Raw genomic sequence first — 24,402 nt, 5'->3', positions numbered from 1 at the left:
TTAGCCGCCCTCGGGAGGGGCCGAAGTGCTTACTCGGATCGAGATCGACGGGTTCAAGACGTTCCGTGATTTCGCCCTGGACCTGCCACCGTTCCTGGTGGTGCTGGGGCGAAACGGAACGGGCAAGTCGAACCTGTTCGACGCGCTTCGGTTCCTCTCCCGGGCGGCCTCCGAGCCGGTGGCGGACGCGGCTCAGGACATTCGTGGAGACCTGAGCGAACTGTTCCACAGGGATTCCACGGGCCGCGCCGACGGAGAGATGCGCTTCGCGGTGGAGGCTCTGCTCGAGAGCCACGTCACCGATGCCTTCGGCGAGACCGTCTCGGTGGCGGCGGTGCGCGTCCGGTACGAACTGACTATTCAGCTGCGGGCGGCACAGGCCGGTTCCCGGCCGTACGTCACGAACGAGTCCCTTCGTTCTCTGCCGGCTGCCGAAGACCGGTGGGCCAACCGATTCCCCTCGCTCGCCGATCGGCTGATCGGTGACCGTGCGAGCGAGGGTTCTCTCACCTTCCTGGACACGGATCAGCAATCTCAACGCTTCCAGATCTGGGCGCCCGACGGTCGTGCGCCGGCTGTGCAGATTCCAGCCGGGCATGCCAGTGCGACCGTGCTGTCCGTCATCGGCACGGCAGTACAGAATCCGACGGCGTTCGCGTTGAAGCACGAGCTGGAGTCCTGGCGGCAGTTGCACCTCGATCCGGCGGCGCTGCGCCGTCCCGACGATTTCGACGATCCGTCCGCGCTCGGCGTGAACGGCTCCCACTTGCCGAACACGTTGCATCGCATCGCGGAGACCACGGGAAACGCCGAGCAGCCGGAAGGTCTGCTCGGTGACGTGTCGGCCGACCTGGCGAGCGTCATCTCCGACGTCAGTGGCATTCAGGTCGACGAGGACGTCAAGCGGCGACGCCGTGAGATCGAGTTCCGGGCGCGCGGCCGCGGCGAGGCGGTGTCCGCTCGGGTGGCGTCCGACGGCACACTCCGCGCCGCCGCTCTGCTGACGGCGGCCTACGACCCGGAGAACTCGGGTCTTCTCTGCTTCGAGGAGCCGGAGAACGGCATCTATCCGCAGCGGCTCATCACCTTGGTTCAGCGTCTCCGATCAGTCGTCGACCGAGCGGTCGAGCGCCGGGCAAGCGATCCGTCGGCCCCGCTCACCCAACTTCTGCTGACCAGTCATTCCCCGGCGATCCTTCGCGCTCTGGAGCCGGTCGACGCGCGGGGAACCCGCGGCGACGCGGTCTTCCTCACCACCGTCTCACGTATCCTCCCCAGTCGATCGCGGAGCCGCATCACGCAGCCGAGGTTGATCGCCACCAGCGTGCGGCCCTCACTCGCCGACCAGGACAACCTCGAGCCGAACGAACGACTGATGAGTCCGGCGGAGATCGCGGAGTTCGAAGTCAGCCGGGCGCTGGAAGCTTGATGCGCTACCTGAAGCCGGCGCTGATCGCCGAGGGCGTCTCGGACGACCGTTTCCTCCCCTTCCTGCTCTACCGGTCGCTCGAAGATCTCTGTCTGACCGAGTTCGAGGATCCCGTCGATGTGGACCAGGTCAGTTCCCTTCGCCGGCACCAGCGGCCGCCTAACATCCCCGAGATCCTCGACCTCCTGACGGAGAACGCGGACACCTTCCACCTCGTTTTCGTCCACCGGGATCAGGGCGCCAACGAGAACAGGGTGTCGCAGGAGTGGGTCGCCCCGCTGACCAGAGCATGGGGTGCGCGAACGGAACGCCTGATCCCCGTGATCCCCGTGCGGGAGACCGAGGCGTGGCTGCTGGCCGACGGTGACGCGTTGCGCGCATCTCTGGGCGTTCGGTGGTCCGACGCCGAGATGGGCGTGCCCGGGCGGCCCAAGGACGTCGAGGCCATCGTCGACCCGAAGGTCCCGATCAGGCGGTTGGAGCAGCGCCGTAACCGCTCGATCGAGGACTTCTTCGAGGAGATCGCCGAAGCCGTTTCTCTGGATGTTCTGCGGGAGGTGCCGTCGTTCGCCGCTTTCGAAAGGCAGACGATCAATGCCCTCGCCGACATGGGCTACCGGCGTCTCACTTAGGGGTGGACTTCCCGTCCAGCCAACTGTTGATCAGCTTGGTGAAGTCCTTTCCGGTCTGCTTGTTGACGAAGGCGATGAACGACGCCCGGTCCTGCTGGGTGTTCTTCTGGGTCTGCACCCACGCCTGGCCGAGGGCGAAGAACTTCGCGTCGCCCAGGGCGTCGTTCAGCTCCTTCAGCATCGCGGCCGGGCAGATGTAGACGTTGCTCTCGGCGAAGTTCCCGGCCTTCGGCGAGCCGGGCGGGCCGAGCCGGGCCCGCAGCGACGCGTCGTTCTTTCGCAGGTAGGACTCCAGCGCGGCGTCGCTGAACCCCTCGATGCTCTGCTGGTAGAGGAACTGCGCGTAGGTCGCCCAGCCCTCGTTGAGCCACAGGTCGGTCCAGGAGCTCGGGGTTATCGAGTCGCCGAACCACTGGTGTGCGTACTCGTGGAGGAGATCCTCCTCGTAGGCGGCCGGGTCGAATCTCGCGGGCCGGCCGCCCATGGTGATCATCTGCTGGGTCTCCATGCCGGAGGCGGAGTCGACGATGACGATGCCGCCGGTGGGGAACGGGTAGGGGCCGAAGCGCTTCTCCAGGAAGCCGATGAACTGCGGCGACTTCTTCAGCGAGGGCAGCAGCCGCTCGTCGGTGCCGGGGCGGTACCAGTACGTCAGCGGCAGGCCGTTCGGGCCCTTGGCGGTCACCTTCTTGTATTTGCCGACGGCCAGGGTCTGCAGGTACGAGGCCATCGGGTCGGTGCTGCGGTACCTGAAGGTGTTTCCGCTCTGGCCGGCCGGGGTGCCGGCCGCGATCGCCGACCAGCCGGCCGGGACGGTCACCGCGATGTCGTACAGGGCCTTGTCGGACGGCTGGTCGTTGGCCGGGTACCAGGTGAAGGCGCCGAACGGCTCCTGCATCGTCCAGAGGCTGCCGTCCTCGGTGACGGTCAGGCCGAGCGGCTCGACGTCGCCGCGGTTCGACGGCATCGGGGTGGTGGCCGGCCTGCCGTGGTAGCCGACGGTCAGGGTGACCGGCTCGTCGCTTTTCACGGTGGCCGGGACGACGAGCTTTTCGGCAGTCACCTTCGCGCCTTTTGTCGCCACGCCATCGACGGTGACCTCGTCCAGGACGTACGGCTTGAAGTCGAGTTTGATCTGTGTGGCGTCGGCGGTGGGGCGGATGCGCAGGGTGGCCGTGCCGGTGAGGGTCCTGGTGGTGGGCTGCCAGGCCAGCTTCAGGTCGTAGTGCAGGACGTCGAGGGCGGCGGTTCCGCGCGCCGGGTAGAGCTTGTCGGCCACCGGCTTCGAGGCGCCGGCCCGCCAGGGCGCGTAGTCGATCTTGGTGGCCGGGGGCGTGCCCTCGCAACCGGCCAGCAGAACGGCCGCGATGAGGACGAGGGGAACGCGTCGCATGGCCGGGAACCGTACCCCGCAGTGGGGGCGGTCGTGGGTCACCGGAAATTCTGTCGGTGGGGCCCACTACTCTTAAAGCCGTTCACTCGCCGGTCCTTCACCTGGGAGCTCACCGCATGACCACCACCGTGCTGCCCTCATACGAGGACGCCATTTCGCGTTACGAGCCGGTCATCGGCCTCGAGACCCACGTCGAGCTGGGCACGGCCACGAAGATGTTCTGCGGCTGCCGCACCGATTTCGGCGCCGAGCCCAACACTCAGGTCTGCCCCGTCTGCCTGGCCCTGCCGGGCGCGCTGCCGGTGGCCAACCGGGCCGGCATCGAGGCGACCATCCGCATCGGGCTCGCGCTCAACTGCGACATCGCCACCTGGTGCCGCATGGCGCGGAAGAACTACTTCTACCCCGACATGCCGAAAAACTTCCAGACTTCGCAGTACGACGAGCCGCTCTGCGTCGACGGCTATGTCGACGTGGAATACGAGGGCCAGAGCTACCGCATCGGCATCGAGCGTGTCCACCTCGAGGAGGACACGGGCAAGACCCTGCACGTCGGCGGCGCGACCGGCCGCATCCAGGGCGCCACCGAGTCGCTGGTCGACTACAACCGGGCGGGCATCCCGCTCGTCGAGATCGTGACCAAGCCGGTCCCGGGCCTCGGCGCGCTCGCCCCCGAGATCGCGCGGGCCTACGTGACCGAGCTGCGCGACATCATCCGCTCGCTCGGCGTCTCCGACGTGCGCATGGAGCAGGGCTCGCTGCGCTGCGACGTCAACACCTCGCTCAACAAGCCGGGCGAGGAGTGGGGTACCCGCACCGAGACGAAGAACGTGAACTCGCTGCGCTCGGTCGAGCGCGCGGTCCGCTCCGAGATCATCCGGCAGACGTCGGTGCTCGACGAGGGCGGCCGCATCGTGCAGGAGACCCGCCACTTCCACGAGGACCGCGGCGACACCAGCCCCGGCCGCTCGAAGGAGACGGCGACCGACTACCGCTACTTCCCCGAGCCCGACCTGGTCCCGATCGCGCCCGACCCGGCGTGGGTGGCCGAGCTCAAGGCGGCCCTGCCCGAGCGGCCGAGCGCCAAGCGGGCCCGGCTCAGCCAGGAGTGGGGCATCAGCGCGGTCGACATGCAGTCCGTGGCCAACGCGGGCGCCGTCGAGCTGATCGAGGAGACCATCGCGGCCGGCGCGTCCCCCGCGGGCGCCCGCAAGTGGTGGATGGGCGAGCTGGCCCGCCGTGCCAACGAGACGGGTGTCGAGCTGGCCGAGGTCGGCGCCACGCCGGCGCAGGTCGCCGCGCTGCAGAAGCTGGTCGACGAGGGCAAGCTGAACGACAAGCTGGCCCGCACGGTGCTCGAGGGCGTCGTGGCCGGCGAGGGCGACCCGGCCGCCGTCATGGCCGCGCGGGGCCTCGAGGTCGTCTCCGACACGGGCGCACTGACCGCCGCCGTCGACGAGGCCATCGCCGCCAACCCCGACATCGCCGCCAAGATCCGCGAGGGCAAGGTAGCCGCCGCCGGCGCTCTGGTCGGCGCGGTCATGAAGACGACCCGAGGCCAGGCCGACGCCAAGTCCGTCCGCGAGCTGATCCTTCAGCGCCTGTCTTAAACCACAACGAAATAGTACGAATCGACGGCCGGCTCCCAGGTCCACGGGCCCGGGCGCTGCCGTCCCGGCCTCCCTGCCGCGGCCGCCGGGCTGTCCTGCAACGAGAGCAGGCCAGGCTGGCTGCCGTCCCGGCCTGATCGCGCCGCCCGCGCTCCGCACGGGCGGCGCACCGCGTTCGGCCATGTTTCCGGGCATGCGCCGCAGTGATGCGCCGCGAAAGTCGTGTTTCGGAGCAGCTCGGCGCGTCGGGTCGTGCTTGCACACGGCGCGCCGCGCGGCGCGTGCTTGGTGGGTGGCGCGCCGCGTGGTGCGTGCTTTGTGGGTGGCGCGCCGCGTGGTGCGTGCTTTGTGGGCGGCGCGCCGTGCGGTGCGTGCTTTGTGGGTGGCGCACCGCGTGGTGCGTGCTTGGTGGGCGGCGCGCCGTGCGGTGCGTGCTTTGTGGGTGGCGCACCGTGCGGTGCGTGCTTTGTGGGCGGCGCGCCACGCGGTGCGTGCTTGGTGGGCGGCGCGCCGGTGTCAGGCGTCAGGCGTGGGGGCTGCCGGAGCCGGCTCGGGGGTGATCGCGGTGAGGGCCGTCGGGGACGTGGCCGGGTAGAGGGCCCAGCGGCGGGCCGAGCGCGTGCGGGCCAGGAAAGCCGGGATGCGGTTGGGGCGGACCGTCTGGTACCAGAGGGAGCCGGAGGCGGCGTCCTCCAGGAAGCCGTAGTACTCGTCGGCCTCGGTAGGTGTGAAGCCCTCGGTCTCGGCCTGCGCCGGCGGTGTCGGGTAGACGGTGAGGACCGCACCCGGTGCCACGCCGGCCCTGATCGTGGCCAGGTCGCTTCCGGGCGGGATCAAAGTCCAGCGGCGGGCCACGCCCTCGGTGGTCTCCAGCATGGCCAGGTCGGTGCCGGCGCCGGCGGCCAGGCGCCGTACGCGGTCCCAGAAGTCGTCGTCCGCGACCGGAAGGCCGGTTGTCTCGGTGACGGTGAGAGCGGGAAGCGGCAGGGGGTTGGCGGCGGCGCGGGGGCCGAGGTCCGCGATGCGGAAGTTGACGCCCGACGCGGCGACCGAGCGGTGGATCTGCTCGCGGATCTGCCAGACGCCGAACAGCAACAGGGCCAGGCCGAGCACCCGGATCCCGGCCAGGAGAGCATGCCGGGCCAGGGCCGCGGCCGGCTCGTCGTCGCGCGGGGCGCCCAGGTTGACCGACACGATGAACGACAGCGCAAGACTGCCGCTCCAGGCGTAGACCGCCCAGTGGATGGTCGCGGCGCCCTCGATGTCACCGACCCTCCGCAGCATCTCCCGGCTCCTGTTGCGCCACCAGTAGAAGCCGCCCAGATATCCGAAGAGCAGCAGCAGATAAAGCAGGTGGAAGGCCGCGGCGTTGGACACCACCGAGCTGACCAGCGGCGACATCCCGGACGCGCCGTCGCTCAGCACCGCGGCGCGGACGGACAGGTCGGTGGCGACCAGGATCATGCCGAGCAGGGCGGCCGCTCCGATCGCCGCCATGACGGCGGCGGTCTGCAACTCCCAGGCGCGCGGCGGGCGTGCGACGTTCATGGATCTCCCCGTTGATCATGCGATGAGCGGGGAGGAACGTATCAATACCTCAACGCTGGGGGACCACCGAGGCCGACGGGGACGGTGACTCCTCCGGCTCGGCGCCGACCACGTTGCGCTGCATCTCCACGTTGGATTCGCCGGTGCCGCCCAGCGAGATGTCGTCGTACGCCTTGAGCTGGTGATTTTCGTCGAAGTAGAGGACCGACAGGCTCAGCGGGGTCGGCTCCTCCTTCTCCAGGCCGCGCAGGCCGGCGCCGCCCGTCGAACCCTCGACCATCAACCGTGTCGCGATCGGCTGCTGTGCGGCCGTGCCGCCCGACGGGGCCGGCGACGGTGAGGTGGACGCGCCGAGGTCGGCCGGCGGGGCGGGCAGCAGGCTCACCTCGCGCTGGTGCTTGTGGCCGGCCAGGACCAGGGGCACCACCCCCGACAACGGGGGCGCCATCGCCGGGTCGTGCACCAGCGCGACATCCACCGGCTTGCCCGAGGCGCGGATCGTCTCGGCCAGCTGGCTTCCCGAGCGCAGCAGCGGGCTCTCCTCCGTGGTCGCCGGATCCTGCGCGGCGGGGGTCTCGCTCTTGTCCGGGGTGAACTCCGGGTCGCCGATGCCGGCGATGGTCAGGCCGTCCACCGTGGTGATCTGGTTGTCCAGCACGACCGCGTTGTCCTGGCGCTTCACCGCGGCCTGGATGGCGGCCGAGTCGTGGTTTCCCCGGACCCAGATGTACGGCACCCCGACCGACGGAATCGACGCCGCGTACCCGGTCTCGGCGCTGCTTCCCCAGTCGACCAGATCGCCCGTGTCGACCACGGCGTCGATCTCGAACGTCTGCACCACGGTGCGGATCAGGCCGAATGACGACGGGTTCAGGTGCAGGTCGGAGACGTGCAGGATGCGCGTGGTGTTGCCCTCCGGCTCGTACACCGGGAGCGACGAGACCGTCGTGTAGAGCCGGCTCACGTTGCTGACGATCTGCTGGAGCTGATCGGCGTACTTGCCGTAGTTGTCGGCGATCCGGCGGGCGTCACCGACCACCGCCGGCGCATTGACGAGCAGCCCCTCGTACCGCGGCTCGGCGATCGAGTCGGGCCGCAGCGTGCCGGCCGCCAGCCCGAGGCTGCCGCCGGTCACCACCAGGGCGGTCACCCCGGCCGCGGCGACGCGCCGGACATTGCGGAAGATCAAGGCCGAGAGGATCAGAGCGGCCAGTACGGAGATGCCGAGCGTCCGCACGCCGAGCCGGATCACGCCGGTGCGGACGTCGTCCACCGCGTTCTCGCCGGCCGAGGTGAGCGCGGTCGGATCGTCGATGAGCGCCTCGGTGCGGCTCTGGTCGAGCGAGGCCAGGTCGACCTTGAGGTGGATCGGGCCGTCGTGGCTGTCCAGATGGAGCGAGCCGAGCGGCGGCAGGTCGACCTCGGTGCCGCCCAGCAGCGACGGGCTGATCGACATCTCGGCGCGGAACGGGCCGACGTTCAGATCGGCGTGCGCGAACAGCATCGTGCCGATGACCACGCCACCGACGCTGACCAGCGCGACCGCCGCCCCTATGCGCAGCCGCCGGGTCCACCGGTTGCGGTGCACCCGCCCGGTGACCCGGGCCGTCGCCCGCGCGTATCGGTCCACTGCTGCCCACCAGCGGCGCCACGTCGCCGCCGAGGCCGTCTGCTCGGTCATCGTCGGCTCCCTGCCCCCACCCGCTTTCCGTCAAACCGTGCCATGGTCAGCTGCGGCCGGCCCCACCATCGGAGAAGACCAGCCGAATGATGCGGTCGTCGTCGGTGGCCGGGGTGCCGCCGTCCTCCCGGTTGGACGTGCTCACCCAGAGCGAGCCGTCGGGGGCGGCGACGATGCCCCGCAGCCGGCCGTACTCGCCGGTGAGCACGGCCTGCGGGGTGCCGAGCACCGTGCCGTTGCCGGTCACGTTGAGCAGGTAGACACGCTGGCCGAGCAGGCAGGCGGTGGCGACGGTCTGCTCGACGACGGCCACGCCCGAGCAGGACGACTCGGCGACCGGCCAGCTGACCATCGGATTGTTCAGCTTGGGGTCCGTGCCCGTGCCGTCGGTGCGGGGCCAGCCGTAGTTCTTGCCCTTCACGATGACGTTGAGCTCGCCGGACTTCTTCTGGCCGCTCTCCGTGGCGTACATCCGCTTGGTCTTGTCCCAGGCGATGCCCTGCACGTTGTGATGGCCGGAGGACCAGACCAGGGAGGTCTTGACCGGGTTTCCGGTGGCCGGTTTCCCGGCGGTGGTCATGCGCAGGATCTTTCCGCCGAGACTCTTCGGGTTCGGCGCCAGTGTGCCCGTGGCCGTGCCGTCGCCCGTACCGGCGTAAAGGAAACCGTCGGGACCGAAGGCGAGAGCGCCGCCGTTGGCGGAGGCCGAGCGGGGGATGCCGGTGAGGATCGGCTGGAGCTTGCCGCCGAGGGTGAGCTTGCCGATCCGGTTGTCCTTGGCCGTCGAGTAGTAGACGAAGACGGTCTTGTCGGTGGCGTATTTCGGTGAGACCGCGATGCCGAGCAGGCCGCCGTCGCCGGACGCCTGCACCTCGCCGAGCCGCTGGGCCTCGGTGACCGTCAGGCCGTTCGCGTCCGACTCGGGGCCGACCTTGAGGATGCGGCCGGTGTCGCGCTCGGTGACCAGCGCCGTGCCGTCGGGGAGGAACGCCATGCCCCACGGGACGTCGAGCGCCTTGGCCAGCACGGTGACGGCGACCTCCTGGCTGCCGCCGCCGGGGTCGGCGCTGGCGTCGCCGGACGGCTCGACCGCCGAGGGTTTCGGCAGGTTGGGCGGTGCGCCCTGCTGGTCGGGATCGGGCGGGCCGAAGCTGCACGCCGCGGTCAGCGCGAGCACGGCGGCCAGCACCGCGGTGACGGCCCGGCCCCGGCGGGAACGCACGATCACTCGACCTCCTCGATCTCGACGCACCCCAGGGTAGCGGCGGAACCTGAGTCAGTCGGCTTCCTTGATCTCCTGCCCGCCGGCGGCGAGCACCCGCGGCAGGTTTTCGGTGGTGACGGCGGTCAGCTTGATGACGTTGCCGTTGTCGAGCAGGGCCGAGACCTGGCCGCGCGCGTCGGGGGCGAGCTCGGCGACCCGGGGCCACGGCACCCGGGTGCTGCCGAACAGCGCCTTGACCCGCAACTCGTCCGCGTAGACGTCGGTGCCGGCGCGCCAGGCCCAGAGGAAGAACGCGATGGGGATCAGCAGGACCGGGGTGAGCTCCCACCGGGCGCCGGCGAACGGGATGGCGCCGAGGAACGCGATGGCGGCCGCGACCAGCAGGGCGCCGGTCTTGCGGACACGGAGAAGGGGCTTAGAACTCACGTCTTCCAGTGTCCCACCCGCGTTGTCCGCCATTTCTGTCGGACCCGCGGCGCATACTCGGCGGCATGACAACGCTGCTCGCGATCGGAACGCAGAAAGGGCTGTTCCTGGCCACCAGCGACGACGACCGCCGGACCTGGCAGGTGGGCCCGGCGCAGTTCTCCGGCACGGCGATCTACACGATCGGCGTGGACACCAGCGGACCGCGGCCGAGGCTGCTCGCGGCCGTCGACAACTCACATTTCGGGCCGAGCATCGCCGTGAGCGAGGATCTCGGCGAGACCTGGGACGAGCCCGACTCGGCCCCGGTCGCCTTCCCGGCCGACGCCGAGGCCTCGGTCGAGCGGATCTGGCAGATCGTGCCCGGCGCCGAGCCCGGTGTGGTCTATGCCGGCTCCCAGCCGTCCGCGCTCTTCCGCTCCACCGACGGCGGCCGCTCGTTCGAGCTGGTGCGCGGCCTCTGGGACCATCCGCATCGGCCTGATTGGGGTGCCGGCTTCGGTGGCCAGGCCGTCCACACGATCCTGCCCCACCCCACCGACCCGGCGAGCCTGCTCGTGGCCATGTCGACCGGCGGCGTCTACCGCTCGTCCGACGGCGGCGAGAGCTGGGCCCCGGCCAACAAGGGCATCAAGGCGTACTTCATGCCTGATCCCTGGCCCGAGTTCGGCCAGTGCGTGCACCGGGTGGCCCGCGACGCGGCCGATCCCGATCGCCTCTACGCGCAGAACCATCATGGCGTCTACCGCTCCACCGACGGCGCCGACTCGTGGCAGTCGATCGCCGAGACGCTGCCCAGCGACTTCGGATTCTCGATGGTCGCCCACCCTCGCCGGCCCGGCGTGATCTGGAACTTCCCGCTGACCGCCGACTCCGAGCGCCACCCGACCGAGCTGCGTTGCCGCGTCTTCCGCTCCACCGACGCCGGCGACAAGTGGGAGGAGCAGAGCAGCGGCCTGCCCGGTGGGCCTTATTACCCGGTGGTGCTGCGCGACGCCATGTGCGCCGACGACGGCAGCCCGGCCGGCGTCTACTTCGGCACCCGCGCCGGCGAGGTCTTCGCGTCCGGCGACGAGGGCGAGACGTGGACGACGGTGGCCGCGCACCTGCCCGACGTGCTCTCGGTGCGGGCGGTGTCGGTCTGATGCCGGTCCTGTTGGTGCCGGGCGTGCTGCGGGCCGAGGCCGGCGGCGCGTCCCGGCTCGAGATCGAGGCTTCCGGGTCGCTGGCGGCCGTGCTGGCCGAGGTGGACGAGCGGTGGCCCCGGCTCGCCCGCCGCATCCGCGACGAGCAGGGCGCGGTGCGGCGCTATGTGAACGTCTACGTGGACGGTGAGGACAGCCGGCGCACCGACGGGCTCGCCACCCCCGTGGCCGAGGGGTCCGAGATCCAGGTGCTTCCGTCCGTCGCCGGCGGGAGCCGTCCCTAGCCGACCGATTCGACGTGCGCCCCCGAACAGCTCGGCCGTAACCTGTTCGGGGGACGCGTCGTTATCCGGACAGCGCCCCCGTACAACCCCCATGACCCGGCGAGATTCCCAGAGGATCGTCGATTTGGCAGTGCCTCCCCCCACCGCACCTGCCACCCGGTCGCCCCACCGCCGGGTGTTGATCCTCGGTGTGCCGGCTGCGGTCGCGGTCGCGATCCTGATCGCCGGCGCGGCCGGGCTGATGCCGGCCCGGCTCGCCCTGGCCGTCGCGGCCGGCGGCTACGGTCTGGTCGCCGCCGCCGTCCTCGTGCGGGCCGCCCTGGCCATCCACCACTCCGACGGCACGTTCGTGGCGTGCCGCGGCGCCGGCTTCGTCGGCATGGGCGGGCTGGCCACGGCGCTGACGGCCACCGTGCCCGCCTGGTCGCCGCCGGGCGCCGCGGTCTGGGCCACGGCCGGGCTCGGCGTGGCCGCGGCCTGCTACTCCACCGGCACCCTGCTGCTGCCCGGCGCCGGCCGGGGCTGGGCGCTGCACAGCCGGCGTGCCTTCGACGGCCTGGGCCTGGGCGTGAGCATCGCCTTCGCCGGATATCTGATCCCGCCCGTCAAACAGGCACACCCGGCGACCCTGCCGGTCACGTTGATCGCCGCCACCGGCATCGCGATCGTGCTGGTCTCCGTGCTGCGCGGCACCCCACATCGGCGGCCCGCCCTCCGCTGCGGGGCCGGCGCGATCATGGTGATGGTCGGCCTCACGGCCGTCGCCACCCTGCTCGACCTCGGCTCCCGGGGCCCGGCCGCGGCGCCCGCTCTGGCCGGCATCCTCATCGTCGCGGGTCTCGCGCTGACGGCCGACGGCGGCTCCCGGCGCGACCTGCCGCTGCCCCCGGCCGAGCCGCGCAACCCCGACCAATATCTGGCCAGCTACCCGCTGCTCGCCGTGCCGGCCGGTGTCGGCGTGGTCGCGGCCGTCTGGCACCTGGTCGAGGTCCGCAGCTTCGACCCGACCAGCATCATCTTCGGCATCGCCATGGTGGCCGTGCTGGCCATGCGCGAGCTGCTCGTGGTCCGCGACATCCGCAAATACGCGGGTCAGCTCCAGACCGCCGAGGCGCACTTCCGCTCGCTGGTCGCCGGGGCCACCGACCTCACCCTCGTGCTCGACGAGCGGCTGCGCATCCGCTGGCAGTCGCCGGCCGCGTCCCGGCTGTTCGGCCTCACCGACGACGAGGTGGTGGGCAAGAGCTTCAGCGACCTGATCCACCCCGACGACGTGGCCGGCGCCCAGGAGATGATCGACTCGGTGCTGGCCGGCGAACACGCCGACGGACCGCCGGCGCTGGTCACGGCCCGGCTGCGCGACGGCGCCGACCTGTGGCGCGACACCGAGTCGACCATCTCCGACCAGCGGTCGGTGCCCGAGGTGGCGGCCCTGGTCGTGCACGTGCGCGACATCGGCGAGCGGCGCCACCTCGAGCGGGCGCTGCACAAACTGTCGTACACCGACCAGCTCACCGGCCTGGCCAACCGCCGGGCGCTCATGCGTGACCTGCTCGCCTATCGGCGCCGCCCAGGCCGGCGGGGAACGCTGCTGGTGATCGACCTGCACGGCCTGGGCGACATCAACGACTCCCGTGGCCGCGAGACCGGCGACGCGGTGCTGATCGAGGTCGGCCGCCGCCTGCGCACCCTGCTCGGCGACGAGGACGTGCCGGCCCGTCTCGGCGGCGACGAGTTCGCGGTGCTCACCACCGACGGCGCGGTCCTGGCCTACGCGCTGGCCACCCGCATCGCGACGGTCCTGTCCGAGCCGCACCAGCTGCCCGGCGCGATCGTCGAGCTGCACACCAGCATCGGCCTGGCCGAGCTGGCCGGCGGCGCCGACTCCGACGAGGTGCTGCGCCACGCCGACCTGGCCCGCAAACGGGCCCGGCAGCTCGGCCTCGACCGCGTCGAGTGGTACGACCCCGACGTCGAGATGAAGCTCAACCGCCGCATGGACCTGGAGCGCGAGCTGCTCGGCGCGATCGAGCGCAATGAGCTCGACCTGGTCTTCCAGCCGGTGGTCGGTCTCCGCGACGACCAGCCGGCCGGCGTCGAGGCCCTGCTCCGCTGGCGCCACCCCACTCTCGGCACGATCATGCCGAACGAGCTGCTCCCGATCGCCCGTGCCGTCGGCATAGCGCCGGAACTGGACGAGTGGGTCCTCGATACGGCGTGCCGCCACCTGTCGGCGTGGTCGACGGGGGACGCGGGCTTCTGGCTGTCGGTGAACGTGTCACCGCGCGAGCTCCTGACGGCCCGCTTCCCCGACCGGGTGGCGACGACGCTGCGCCGCTACGGCATAGCCCCCGAACGCCTGATCGTCGAGGTGGCCGAGGACTGGATCGCCGAGGACGTGCCGGCCATCGTGGCCTCGTTGTCGGGCCTGCGCAAGCTGGGCGTGCGGGCGGCCCTCGACGACTTCGGCTCGGGTCAGGCGTCCCTGTCCCACTTGCGCCGCCTCCCGGTCGACATGCTGAAACTGCACGCCTCCCTGACGAACACCGCGCCCGAGCCGATGCCGGGCAACGGTCCCGCGGTCATCGACGTGGTGGTCAGCCTGGGCCGCCGCCTGGGCCTCGAGATCGTGGCCAAGGGGTTGGAGTCGCCCGACCAGATCGAGCGGGCGGCGCAGGCCGGATGCCTTTACGGGCAGGGGTTCGCGCTGGGCCACCCGGGCCCGGCCGAGCGCATCGAGGCCTACTTGGAAAGCCACCGAGCCTAGGAGCCCGGCGCTCCCAGGGTGGGACTGGGAGCGCCGGGCCGGTCAGCGGGCCACGTCGTTGACGCAGCGGAGGACCGGGCGCTGGGTCAGGGCGTCCGGGTCCAGGGGGACGTCCGACTGGATGGTGAAGGTGGTGGACTCGCCCGGGAGGAGGGTCACCGCCGCCTTGTCGGCCTCGGCGCTCGGGTGCAGGCGGTCCGGGAACAGGGTCAAGGAGCGCAGGATCGTGGTCGCGGTGACGGTGACCTCTGTGGACTGCGGCGAGACCGTGGCCGTGTAGACCGGGGCGGGCCAGGGGATGTCCTTGTCCTCGGCGAAGAACCACCAACTGCGGAGGCCGTCCATCTCGGCGACGATCAGCTCGGTGGTCGGTTCGCCGGGGGTGACCACGTCGGCCGGGAGGGGCAGGGTGGTGGCCCCGCCGGCGGGGACCGTGGCGGCTACGGCGGCCGAGGCCAGGATGTCGCCGGTCAGGGTGCGGCGGGTCACGGTGGCGGAGACGGGCCAGGGGGTGCGGCCGTCGTTCACCGCTACCAGGGCCGGGTCGCCGGTCGGTGGGACGACCGCGCCGGGCTCGATGTCCGGCTCAGGGCCGCCGGGCTCCAAGGGGGTTCCGGTGCGGGCCTGCAAGGTGAGCAGGCGGTCGGCGTAGGCGTCGCGCAGGGCGTACCACAACGGCTTCTTGTGGCCGTCGCCGTCGACGGCGGCCCAGGAGGTCACCGGCCAGCAGTCGTTCAGCTGCCACATGATCGTGCCGGCGCAGAGGGGGCGCAGGGAGCGGAAATGTTCGATGCCGAAGGCCAGGGCCCGGGCCTGGTTGAGCTGGGTCAGGTAGTGCCAGTCGTCGAAGTCGCGGGGAGTGGGGAGGTGGTTGGCCAGGCCACGGGCGAGCTTCTTGTCGCCGTCGGCGGCCTTCTGGTGGTGGGCCATGCCGGGGGAGTCGGGGGCCAGGGGCTCGTCCGAGATCGAGCGGCGCAGCGTGGAGTACGTGGGTGGGGCCTGGAAGCCGAACTCGGCCACGAATCGGGGGCGGTAGGTGGCGTACTTGGTGTAGTCGTCGGTGTTCCAGACGTCCCAGATGTGGGTCGTGCCGTGGGCCGGGTCGTTCGGATAGCGGTCGGGGGCGCCGGAATAGGGGCTGCCGGGCCAGTACGGCCGGGACGGGTCGATCTCGGCGACGATGCGGGGCAGCAGGTCGTAGTAGAAGGCGGCGCCCCAGGAGAGGCCGTTCAGGGCCGGCTTCCAGCCCCAGTCCTCGTGGCCCCACAGGTTCTCGTTGTTGCCGGTCCACATCACCAGGCTCGGGTGCGAGGCCAGCCGCAGGACGTTGTGCCGGGCCTCGGCCTCGACCTCCGAGCGGAAGGGCTCCTCCTCGGGGTACGCGGCGCAGGCGAACAGGAAGTCCTGTCCCACCAGGAAGCCCATTTCGTCGGCCAGGTCGTAGAAGGAGGAGGACTCGTAGCGGCCGCCGCCCCAGATCCGCAGGTAGTTGACGTTCGCGTCGGCGGCCTGACGGAAGCGGATGGCCAGGCGGTCGCGGGTGACGCGGTTGTCGAAGACGTCGTCGGGGATCCAGTTGACGCCGCGCACGAAGACCGGCACGTCGTTGACGACCACCACGAAGCCGTCGTCCGCGGTGTCGACACGCACCGACCGGAACCCGACCCGCCGCGACCAACGGTCGAGCTCGCCGGCCGACGAGGCCGCCACGACATCCAGCTCGTAAAGGGGCTGGTCGCCGTAGCCGCGGGGCCACCACAGGTCGGGGTCGTCGACGGTGAGGATCAGCAAGGCTTCGACGCCGTCCACAGTGGCCTGAGCCGTGCGGCCGGCGATCGAGGCCGTGATGGTCACCGGCTCGTCCGCGGCCCGTTCGAGGCGGACGCGCAACTCGACGCGGCCGGTGCCGCCGGTGACGGTCACCTGGGGGCGGACCTCGGCCAGGCGGGCCACCGACCAGGTCTGTAGGCCGATCGGCTGCCAGATGCCGGCCGTGACCAGGGTCGGGCCCCAGTCCCAGCCGAAATTGCAGGCCTGCTTGCGGATGAAGTTGAACGGCTCGTCGTACGCGTTGGGACGGTTTCCCAGACGCCGCTGCTCCGCCTCGGCGTACGCGTAAGCGCTGGTGAATTTGACCTGAAGGGTGTTGGTGCCTTCACGCAGCAGCGAGCCGACGTCGAAGCGGTAGCCGCGGTGCATGTTGGCGGTCTCGCCCACGAGGGTGCCGTTGAGCGAGACCGCGGCGATGGTGTCGAGCCCTTCGCAGACCAGGTCGACCCGCTCGTCGCCCTCGGAGTACGTGAACGTCGTCGAGTAATCCCAGTCGGTCCGCCCGATCCAGGCGAGCTTGGTCTCGTTCTCGTCCAGATAGGGGTCGTCGATCCGCCCGGCCGCGAGCAGGTCGGTGTGCACGCAGCCGGGGACCGTGGCCGGCACCCCGGAGATGTCGCCTCCGGAGACGGTCCAGCCTTCGTGCAGGGATCGGTACGAGGTCACGGTGCTCCTAACTCAGGACTTGACGGCGCCTTCCATGATCCCCCGGACGAGTTGCCGCCCGCCGATCAGGAGCAGAATGATCAACGGAACGGTGGCCACGAACGCGCCCGCCAGCACCCGCCGGTAGATCACGTAGTTTCCGCTGGCCAAGTCGGAGAGGGCGACCATCGACGTCGGGAACTCGGTGCCGTTCAGCGTGATCAGCGGCCATTGGAAGTCGTTCCAGGCCATGACGAACGTCAGCAGCCCGAGGACGGCCAGGGCGGGCCGGATCGCCGGCAGCACGATGTTCCAGTAGACGCGCATGGTCAGCGCGCCGTCGATGCGGGCCGACTCGACCAGCTCGTCCGGCACCGCGTGCGCGATGAACTGGCGCATGTAGAACACGCCGAACGCGCTGACCAGGCCGGGCGCGATGACCGCGAGCAGGGTTCCGTTCCACTGGAGCTTGCCCATCACGATGTAGAGCGCGACCACGCCGAGCTGGTTGGGCACGGTTAAGGTCAGGATCACCACGACCATCAGCGCGTTACGTCCCCGGAAGCGCAGCTTGGCGAAGGCGAACCCGGCCAGCGAGCAGAAGAACAGCGTCGCCAGGGTGATCGTCGTGGCCGTGATGAAGCTGTTGATCAGCGAGGCCGTGAAGTAGACGTCCTGGAGGGTGAAGACCTCGTTGAGGTTCACCATCAGCTGGTTGCCGGGGATGACCGACGGCGGCATCTTCGTGACCGCCTCGTCGGCGCTCGTGGCGATCACGAACATCCAGTACACCGGGAACGCCGAGAGAAGCATGATGGCGACGAGCCCGATGTACGTCTTCCACGTGCCGGGCGTGTCCTGCGGCGCCCTGAGGGCGTAGCGGTGGGTGCTCACCGGTCACCTCCGATGCGCTTGGTGAGCAGGGCGTTGACGCCGGCCACGATCAGGATGATCAGGAAGAGGGCCCAGGACATGGCGGCCGCGTAGCCCAGGTTGAGGTCCTTCCAGCCGACCTTGTAGATGAGCTGGGCGATCGTCTGGAACTGGTGGTCGGAGCCGCCGCTGGCCGACTGCGGGTTCTCGTCGAACATCATCGGCTCGTTGAACAGCTGGAGCCCGCCGATGGTCGACAGGATCACCGTGAAGACCACCACCGGCTGGATCATGGGCACGGTGATCCGCCACAGCTGGCGCCACGGACCCGCGCCGTCCACCGCCGCCGCCTCGTAGACGTCCTTGGGGATGGTCTGCATCGCGCTCAGGTAGAGCAGCGCGTTGTAGCCGATCCACTTCCAGTTGACCATCGTGGCGATCGCGATCCAGCTGCTCCACTTGGCCGCCCGCCAGTCGAGCGGATCGTCCTGGCCGAAGCCGACCAGCGACAGGAACCAGTTGGCCAGCCCGTAGTCGCGGGAGAAGAAGACCGCGAAGACGAGGGTCGAGGCCACGACCGGGGTCAAATACGGCAGCAGTACGCCGATGCGCCACCACGTCGTCGCCCGCAGCTTCCGGTTGAGCAGGTTGGCGATGATCAGCGCCGCGATCAGCTGGGGGACGGTGGAGAGGATGAAGATGCCGAACGTGTTGCCCAGCGCGTTCCAGAAGTCCTCGTCGGACAGCAGCTTGGTGAAGTTGCCGAAGCCGGCCCACCCGGTCAGCGTCGGGTCGTCGAGCCGCCAGTTCCGCAGCGCCACCACGCCGTTGAAGATGATCGGGAACAGCCCGAAGATGCCGAAGAGGATGAAGAAGGGCGCGATCAGCGCGTACGGGACGGTCTTGATGTCGAACCGGTAGAGCCATTGCTTGGCCTTGGACGGCGTCTTGGGCGGCTCGGCCCGATGCTGCGCCGCCGGCCGGAGCTGGGTGAGGGACACGGCCACTCCTAGGTAGGGGCGGGGCGGCCCACGCCGCCCCGCCACTCGAAGCGAAGGGTCAGGACTTGGCGACCTTCTCGGCTTCCTTGACCGCCTCGGCCCAGGCCGCTTCCGGCTTCAGCCCACCCTGCTGGACGCGGGTGATGACGTTCTCGACCGCGACGCGGGTCGGGCCGTTCTTCTTGCCCAGGTACTGCGGCTGGAGGTTCTCCGCGGTGGCCGCGAAGATCTGGCCGGTGGGGGCGTTGCTCATGAACTCCTTCTTGTAGTCCAGCACCGCCGGGTCCTTGTAGAGCGCCGGCTGCGAGGGCAGGTTGCCGACGGTCTTGAAGACCTCGATCTGCTGCTCCGGCTGGACCATCCACTTCACGAAGTCGACCGCCGCGTCGACGTTCTTGCCCTGCGACGGAACGGTCCACCAGGAACCGCCCCAGTTGCCGCCGCCGCCGGGGATCGAGGCGATGTCCCACTTGCCCTTCTGCTCGGGCGCGGTGTCCTGGATGTGGCCGAGCATCCAGGCCGGGCAGGCCAGGACGGCGAACTGGTCCTTCTTGAAGCCCTGGTCCCAGTTGGGCTGGAAGCTGGCCAGGTCGGCCGAGATGTCGGCCTGGATGGCCTTCATGCTCAGGTCGAACGCGACCTTGGGGCCGCCGTCCATCTTCAGCTGCTCCTGCTCGTCGTAGAAGCCGACCGGCTGCTGGGCGAGCACGGGGTTGAACATGTTGGTGCCGGAGTCGACGAACTTCTTGCCCGTCTTGGCCTTGTACTGCTTGCCGACCTCGATGAACTGGTCCCAGTTGGACCAGAGCTTCGAGACAGCCTCACGGTCGGTGGGCAGGCCGGCCTTCTTGAACAGGTCGGTGCGGTAGCACATGGCCAGGCCGCCGACGTCGGTGCCGAGGCCGATCTGCTTGCCGTCGGCCGACAGCGACTGCTTCCACTTCCAGGGCAGATATTTCGACTCGAACTCGGCGCCGCCCTTGTCGAGGTAGTTGACGAACTTGTCCGCCTGGCTGCGGAACTGGACGACGAAGCCCTCGTCGATCGCCGAGATGTCCGGTGCGCCGGAGCCGGCCACCAGCTTCTTCTGCAGGTCCTCGTGCTGGGCGTTGTATTCGCCCGAGTTGAGCACGATCTTGACGTTGGGGTGGTCCTTCTCGTACGCCGCCTTCAGTTTGTCGAGGCCCATGTCGCCCCAGAAGGCGACCTTGAGCGTGATCTGGTCGCCGCTCGCCTTGTCCTCGTTGCCACCCTCGAGCGCCTGCCCGCTGCACCCGGCGACCACGAGAGTGGCCGCGATGCCCGCGGCGGCGACACGCAGAGTCCGTTTGCCCAGCCGTTCCATTGCGCCTCCATGACGGAGAGAAGAATTCACTGAACCGGATAAGTTGTGGAGACGCTAAAGCCGGGCTCGATGAGTGTCAATAGCTTGTTACGGGGTTGATCTGTCAACGTTGTCAGTGGAGAGTAAGTGGGACATAGGGGAAAGTTCGGGTGATCGCTGTTTACAAAGGGAGCTGTGTGCGGTGACACTTAACCGATCAAGTCGGCGGGTCGATGACGCGAAAGGCTTCGTGAGAGCGCTCTACCGATCCCTGTTAAGGCGAGCGTCGCCGGTAAGCTCAGCGGGAACAGAGGAGACCGAGTGAAACGGCCGACGATCGCCGACATCGCGCGGCGTGCCGGAGTGTCGAAAGGCGCCGTGTCGTACGCGCTCAACGGACAGCCGGGAGTCTCCGAGGCGACCCGGCAGCGCATCGTCGCGATCGCCCAGGAGATCGGTTTCAACCCGAACAGCGCCGCCCGCGCGCTGTCCGGCGCGAGCGCCCGGGCCGTGGGCCTGACCCTGTGCCGTCCCGCCCGCATGCTCGGCATCGAGCCGTTCTTCATGGGCCTGATCAGTGGCTTCGAGGCCGAGCTGGCGGCACGCTCCTACGCGCTGACGTTGCAGGTCGTCGCCACCCCCGAGCTCGAGGTCGAGGTCTACCGCCGCTGGTGGGGCGAGCGCCGCATCGACGGCGTGATCGTCACCGACCTCCGCGAGAACGACGTCCGCATCCCCGTGCTCCAGCAGCTCCAACTGCCGGCCGTGGTGATCGGCGGTCCCGGCGACACGGGCCGCATCGCCCAGGTCTGGTCCGACGACGCCGGCGCGGTCACCGAGACCGTCCGCTACCTGGTCGCCCTCGGCCATCGCCGGATCGCCCGGGTCAGCGGCCTGCCCGACCTGCTGCACACGCAGACCCGCACCAAGGCCTTCACCGCGGTGTGCGCGTCGCTCGGGCTGAACGAGGCGGTCACCGTGCCGTCCGACTACACCGGCGAGGAGGGCGGCCGCGCCACCCGGCGGCTGCTCATCGGCAACGACCGGCCCACGGCGATCATCTACGACAACGACGTGATGGCGGTGGCCGGTCTGGCCGTGGCGCAGGAGATGGGCCTGGCCGTCCCGGGCGACCTGTCCATCGTGGCCTGGGACGACTCGCCCCTGTGCAGCCTGGTCCACCCGCCGCTGACCGCGCTGAGCCGCGACATCGCCGAGTACGGGGCGCACGCCGCCCGTGAGCTCCTGGCCGCCATCGACGGCAAACAGGTGGGCAACGTCGAGGCCGGAACGGCCCATCTCACACCGAGGGGAAGTACGGCGCCTCCCCGCTGACCCGTTCCCATCGGGCAACATTTCTCGTTGCTCGATCCATGGGCGCGGAGAAACAGCTGAGTCACCGTCACATCGTGGAGGTGCTGGCCGGGCTGATGCTCGGCATGTTCCTGGCCGCGCTCGACCAGACCATCGTCACCGCGGCCATCCGGACCATCGGTGACGACCTGCACGGGCTGAGCATGCAGGCCTGGGTCACCACGGCCTACCTGATCACGGCGACGATCTCGACTCCGCTATACGGCAAGTTGTCCGACATCTACGGCCGCAAGCGCTTCTTCCTGGCCGCCATCACGATCTTCGTGATCGGGTCGGCCGCCTGCGCCTTCGCCGACTCGATGTATCAGCTGGCCGGATTTCGGGCGCTGCAAGGCCTGGGCGCGGGCGGCCTCTTCTCGCTCGCCCTGGCCATCGTGGGCGACCTCGTGCCGCCCCGGGAACAGGCCCGCTACCAGGGTTACTTCCTGGCCGTCTTCGGCTCGGCGAGCGTGCTCGGCCCGGTGATCGGCGGCTTCTTCGCGGGCGCCGACGAGATCCTCGGCATCGCCGGATGGCGGTGGGTCTTCCTGGTCAACGTGCCGATCGGGGCGCTGGCGTTGTTCGTGGTGGCCCGGGTGCTGCGGATCAAGCACGAGCGGCGCGACCACCGCATCGACTGGTGGGGCGCGCTGACGATCTGCCTCTGCCTCGGCCCGCTGCTCACCGTGGCCGAACAGGGCCGGGAGTGGGGCTGGACCTCGGGAAGGTCGATCGCCTGCTACGCCGTGGGCGGGGCCGGGCTGCTGCTCTTCCTGCTGGCCGAGGGGCTCATGCGGGAAGAGGCGCTGATCCCGCTGCGGTTCTTCCGCAACCGGACCTTCGCGCTCACCGCGGGCGGCGGATTCGTGGTGGGCATGGGGATGTTCGGGGGGCTTGCGATGCTTCCGCTCTATCTGCAGATCGTGCGAGGAGCGACACCGACCGAGTCCGGGCTGCAACTGCTGCCGATGACCGCGGGCATCATGCTGGGCTCGCTGATCTCGGGACAGGTGATCAGCCGGACCGGACGGTACCGTTTCTTCCCGATGTTCGGCGCCGCCCTCATGATCGCCGGGCTGCTGCTGTTGCACTTGGTCGGCGCGGAAACCCCGTACTGGCGAACCGGTCTTTTCATGGGAATCTTCGGCCTGGGCCTGGGAGGGGTGCTGCAGCCGGTGACGCTGGCGGTGCAGAACGCCATGGCACGATCGGAGATCGGGGTGGCGACGGCCTCGTCGACGTTCTTCCGGCAGATGGGCGCCACGGCAGGCACGGCGATCTTCTTGTCGGTGCTGTTCGCCACGGTCGGCGACAAGATCGGCAACGCGTTCCGCGCCGCGGCGGACGATCCGGCGTTCCAGAGCGCCCTCAAGGCCCCCGGTCCGGGCGATCGACCCATCCTGGACGCGATGGGAGGCCGGCCGGCCCTCGACGACACGTCGTTCCTGGAGCACGTGACGCCGGCGCTGGCCCAGCCGTTCAAGGCCGGCTTCGCCGACGCGATGGGCACTTTGTTCCTGCTCGCGGCGGCGGTCATGGTGGTGGCGTTCGCCCTGTTCCTGTTCCTGCCCGGCCTGCCATTGCGAACCCGAGCCGACCACGCTTCAGCCACTCAGCCCTCCGCCGGGCCCTCACTTGGTCCAGCTGCCGCGCCTTCCGCCCAGCCGTCAGCCGGTCCAGCCGCCGAGCCCTCATTCGGTCCAGCCGCCGCGCCCTCCACCCAGCCGTCAGCCGGTCCAGCCGCCGAGCCCTCATTCGGTCCAGCCACCGCGCCCTCCGCCCAGCCTTCAGCCGATGCAACCGCCCAGCCTTCAGCCGGTTTCGCCGCCGCGCTTTCCGTCCCGCCTTCAGCCGGTCCAGGCGCTGAGCCTTTCGCTCAGCCGAAGCCGGTCGGCGAGCCTTGGGCTGAGGCTCTCACCGGGCCGAGGCCCGCCGCCGGGCCCTTCGCCGACGCCTCCGCTGGACGGAAGGTGGCCAGCGAGCCCTTCGCTGACGCCTTTGCCGAGCCCGACTTCGGCGCGCGGCCCTTCGCCGAGCCGAAGGCCGCCGCTGGGGCCCAGCCCGTCGCCCAGCCCTTCGCCGAGCCCGGCGCCCGGCCCTTCGCCGAGCCCGAGCCCGGCGCCCAGCCTTTTGCCGTGCCGAAGGCCGTCGCTGAGGAGCAGCGCCCCGCTCAGTCCTCCGCCTTTGCCGATCCGAAGGCGGTTGCTGGAGCGCAACACCCTGCTCCGTCTTCCGTTGAGGGCGAGCCGAAGGCCGTCGCTGAAACGCGGCACCCTGCTCAGTCTTCCGTTGAGGGCGAGCCCAAGGCCGTCGCTCAAGCGCAGCACCCCGCTGAGGGCTTTGCCGAGGTTGAGGCCGCCGCTGGGAGGCGGCGCTCCGCATTGACCACGTTGGCGGCCGGGGCCGATGGGCGGTCCGAAGGTGTGCCGGCTCCCGTGATGGGCATCGAAAGGAAATCCATGGTGGACGCTTTGAAGGAAGCCGTTGTTCTCGGGCGGATCGACGGGCCCGGTGGGCTGCCTCTTCCCGGCGCCACCCTGACCATCACCGATTTTCAGGGGCGGGAGCTGGCCCGGGCCGTCACCGACCTCGACGGCACCTATCGGATGGCGCTCGAGGCCGGTGGCTCGCTGCTGCTGATCTGCGCGGCCGAGAACCATCAACCCGCCGCTGCCACCATCAATGTCGGCGCCGGTGAGATCCGTCGTGTGCTGTCGCTGGCCGGTGCCGGTCAGATCACCGGGCGGATCCTCGACCGGGCCGGCCGGCCCGTCGCCGAAGCCGCGCTGACTCTCACCGGGCCGCTGGGCGAGGTCGTCGCCACCGCGACCACCGGTGCCGACGGCCGCTATGCGATGACCGGTCTGGACGGTGGCGAGTTCACGCTGACCGCCACCGCGCCGCACGCCGCCCCGGTCTCCCGGACCGTCTCCCCAGGGCGCCCCGCCGACCTGACCATGGCCGTGGGCGGCGTCCTGACCGGCAACGTCCGCGCCGCCGGGTCGGGCCATCCGATCCCGCAGGCCTCGGTGCTGGCCGTCGACCGTACGGGTGCCGTGGCCGGCGCCGCCACGACCGGCCCGGACGGCCGCTACGAGCTGCACGATCTGCCGCCCGGCGTCTACACGGTCGCGGCCAGCGGCCACGCCCCGGTCGCCACCCGCGTCGAACTGACCGGCGACCACACCGATCACGACATCACCCTCGGCAGCCCGGTGCCGGCCTAGGCCGAAGAC

The 24,402-nt window shown here is 70.2% G+C and carries 17 protein-coding genes; 8 read left to right on the top strand and 9 right to left on the bottom strand.

Annotation, left to right across the window (positions count from 1 at the left end; translation table 11 throughout):
* Positions 1–25 precede the first annotated feature (25 nt).
* Together ACQP2X_RS43670 and ACQP2X_RS43665 are read left to right on the top strand one after the other, a co-directional pair.
* A complete protein-coding gene (locus ACQP2X_RS43670; RefSeq protein ID WP_498691968.1) occupies positions 26–1,429 on the top strand; it encodes an AAA family ATPase in 1,404 nt (467 codons plus the stop codon).
* Complete coding sequence (locus tag ACQP2X_RS43665) at positions 1,429–2,061, top strand: DUF4276 family protein (protein ID WP_498691966.1); 633 nt, start codon at positions 1,429–1,431, stop codon at positions 2,059–2,061. Before ACQP2X_RS43670 ends, ACQP2X_RS43665 begins: the two co-directional genes overlap by 1 nt.
* Here the strand turns inward: ACQP2X_RS43665 and ACQP2X_RS43660 are convergent.
* Positions 2,054–3,454, bottom strand: coding sequence for a M1 family metallopeptidase (locus tag ACQP2X_RS43660; RefSeq protein ID WP_498691964.1), 1,401 nt, complete (start codon positions 3,452–3,454; stop codon positions 2,054–2,056). The two genes, ACQP2X_RS43665 and ACQP2X_RS43660, sit on opposite strands and share 8 nt — an antisense overlap.
* Before the next feature lie 116 nt (positions 3,455–3,570).
* On the opposite strand from ACQP2X_RS43660, the gene gatB reads away from it, so the two are divergent.
* Positions 3,571–5,064: an Asp-tRNA(Asn)/Glu-tRNA(Gln) amidotransferase subunit GatB gene (gatB, locus tag ACQP2X_RS43655; RefSeq protein ID WP_498691962.1), complete on the top strand. Its 1,494-nt coding sequence runs from the start codon at positions 3,571–3,573 to the stop codon at positions 5,062–5,064.
* 516 nt (positions 5,065–5,580) lie between these two features.
* Here gatB and ACQP2X_RS43650 read toward each other — a convergent pair.
* The 4 genes from ACQP2X_RS43650 to ACQP2X_RS43635 are packed head-to-tail and all read right to left on the bottom strand — an operon-like array spanning position 5,581 to position 9,944.
* The gene (locus ACQP2X_RS43650; protein WP_498691960.1) at positions 5,581–6,612 is read right to left on the bottom strand and encodes a hypothetical protein; all 1,032 of its coding nucleotides are present in this window, start codon (positions 6,610–6,612) and stop codon (positions 5,581–5,583) included.
* Between the two features lie 49 nt (positions 6,613–6,661).
* Positions 6,662–8,293 (bottom strand): metallophosphoesterase family protein, encoded by a 1,632-nt coding sequence (locus ACQP2X_RS43645; protein WP_498691959.1) that lies wholly within the window; start codon positions 8,291–8,293, stop codon positions 6,662–6,664.
* Between the two features lie 46 nt (positions 8,294–8,339).
* Positions 8,340–9,521, bottom strand: coding sequence for a PQQ-dependent sugar dehydrogenase (locus ACQP2X_RS43640; protein ID WP_498691958.1), 1,182 nt, complete (start codon positions 9,519–9,521; stop codon positions 8,340–8,342).
* A gap of 48 nt (positions 9,522–9,569) precedes the next feature.
* Complete coding sequence (locus ACQP2X_RS43635) at positions 9,570–9,944, bottom strand: PH domain-containing protein (RefSeq protein ID WP_498691956.1); 375 nt, start codon at positions 9,942–9,944, stop codon at positions 9,570–9,572.
* A gap of 65 nt (positions 9,945–10,009) precedes the next feature.
* Between ACQP2X_RS43635 and ACQP2X_RS43630 the strand changes: the two genes are divergently transcribed.
* The 3 genes from ACQP2X_RS43630 (at position 10,010) to ACQP2X_RS43620 (ending at position 14,140) form a co-directional block, all read left to right on the top strand.
* Positions 10,010–11,089, top strand: coding sequence for a WD40/YVTN/BNR-like repeat-containing protein (locus ACQP2X_RS43630; RefSeq protein WP_498691955.1), 1,080 nt, complete (start codon positions 10,010–10,012; stop codon positions 11,087–11,089).
* Complete coding sequence (locus ACQP2X_RS43625) at positions 11,089–11,373, top strand: MoaD/ThiS family protein (protein ID WP_498691953.1); 285 nt, start codon at positions 11,089–11,091, stop codon at positions 11,371–11,373. The genes ACQP2X_RS43630 and ACQP2X_RS43625 overlap by 1 nt, the downstream gene beginning before the upstream one ends.
* 190 nt (positions 11,374–11,563) lie before the next feature.
* Positions 11,564–14,140 (top strand): putative bifunctional diguanylate cyclase/phosphodiesterase, encoded by a 2,577-nt coding sequence (locus tag ACQP2X_RS43620; RefSeq protein ID WP_498691952.1) that lies wholly within the window; start codon positions 11,564–11,566, stop codon positions 14,138–14,140.
* A gap of 42 nt (positions 14,141–14,182) precedes the next feature.
* On the opposite strand, the gene ACQP2X_RS43615 is transcribed toward ACQP2X_RS43620, so the two are convergent.
* From ACQP2X_RS43615 to ACQP2X_RS43600, 4 genes are all read right to left on the bottom strand, one after another.
* On the bottom strand, positions 14,183–16,636 hold the full coding sequence (locus ACQP2X_RS43615; protein WP_498691951.1) for a glycoside hydrolase family 2 protein: 2,454 nt from the start codon (positions 16,634–16,636) through the stop codon (positions 14,183–14,185).
* Positions 16,637–16,648: 12 nt separating this feature from the next.
* Positions 16,649–17,428, bottom strand: a complete 780-nt coding sequence (locus ACQP2X_RS43610) for a carbohydrate ABC transporter permease (protein ID WP_498701226.1) — start codon at positions 17,426–17,428, stop codon at positions 16,649–16,651.
* Between the two features lie 77 nt (positions 17,429–17,505).
* Positions 17,506–18,489 carry a carbohydrate ABC transporter permease gene (locus tag ACQP2X_RS43605; protein ID WP_498691949.1) on the bottom strand — a complete coding sequence of 328 codons (984 nt, stop codon included), beginning with the start codon at positions 18,487–18,489 and terminating at the stop codon, positions 17,506–17,508.
* A gap of 58 nt (positions 18,490–18,547) precedes the next feature.
* On the bottom strand, positions 18,548–19,834 hold the full coding sequence (locus tag ACQP2X_RS43600) for an ABC transporter substrate-binding protein (RefSeq protein WP_498691948.1): 1,287 nt from the start codon (positions 19,832–19,834) through the stop codon (positions 18,548–18,550).
* 300 nt (positions 19,835–20,134) lie between these two features.
* Here ACQP2X_RS43600 and ACQP2X_RS43595 point away from each other — a divergent pair, with 300 nt between their 5' ends.
* Together ACQP2X_RS43595 and ACQP2X_RS43590 are read left to right on the top strand one after the other, a co-directional pair.
* Positions 20,135–21,148 carry a LacI family DNA-binding transcriptional regulator gene (locus ACQP2X_RS43595; protein ID WP_498691946.1) on the top strand — a complete coding sequence of 338 codons (1,014 nt, stop codon included), beginning with the start codon at positions 20,135–20,137 and terminating at the stop codon, positions 21,146–21,148.
* Positions 21,149–21,222: 74 nt separating this feature from the next.
* Complete coding sequence (locus tag ACQP2X_RS43590) at positions 21,223–24,393, top strand: MFS transporter (protein WP_498691944.1); 3,171 nt, start codon at positions 21,223–21,225, stop codon at positions 24,391–24,393.
* Positions 24,394–24,402: the final 9 nt, after the last annotated feature.

The organism is Actinoplanes sp. CA-131856, assembly GCF_050956135.1.
Lineage (GTDB): Bacteria > Actinomycetota > Actinomycetes > Mycobacteriales > Micromonosporaceae > Actinoplanes.
This window is presented reverse-complemented; position numbering and strand designations above follow the sequence as displayed.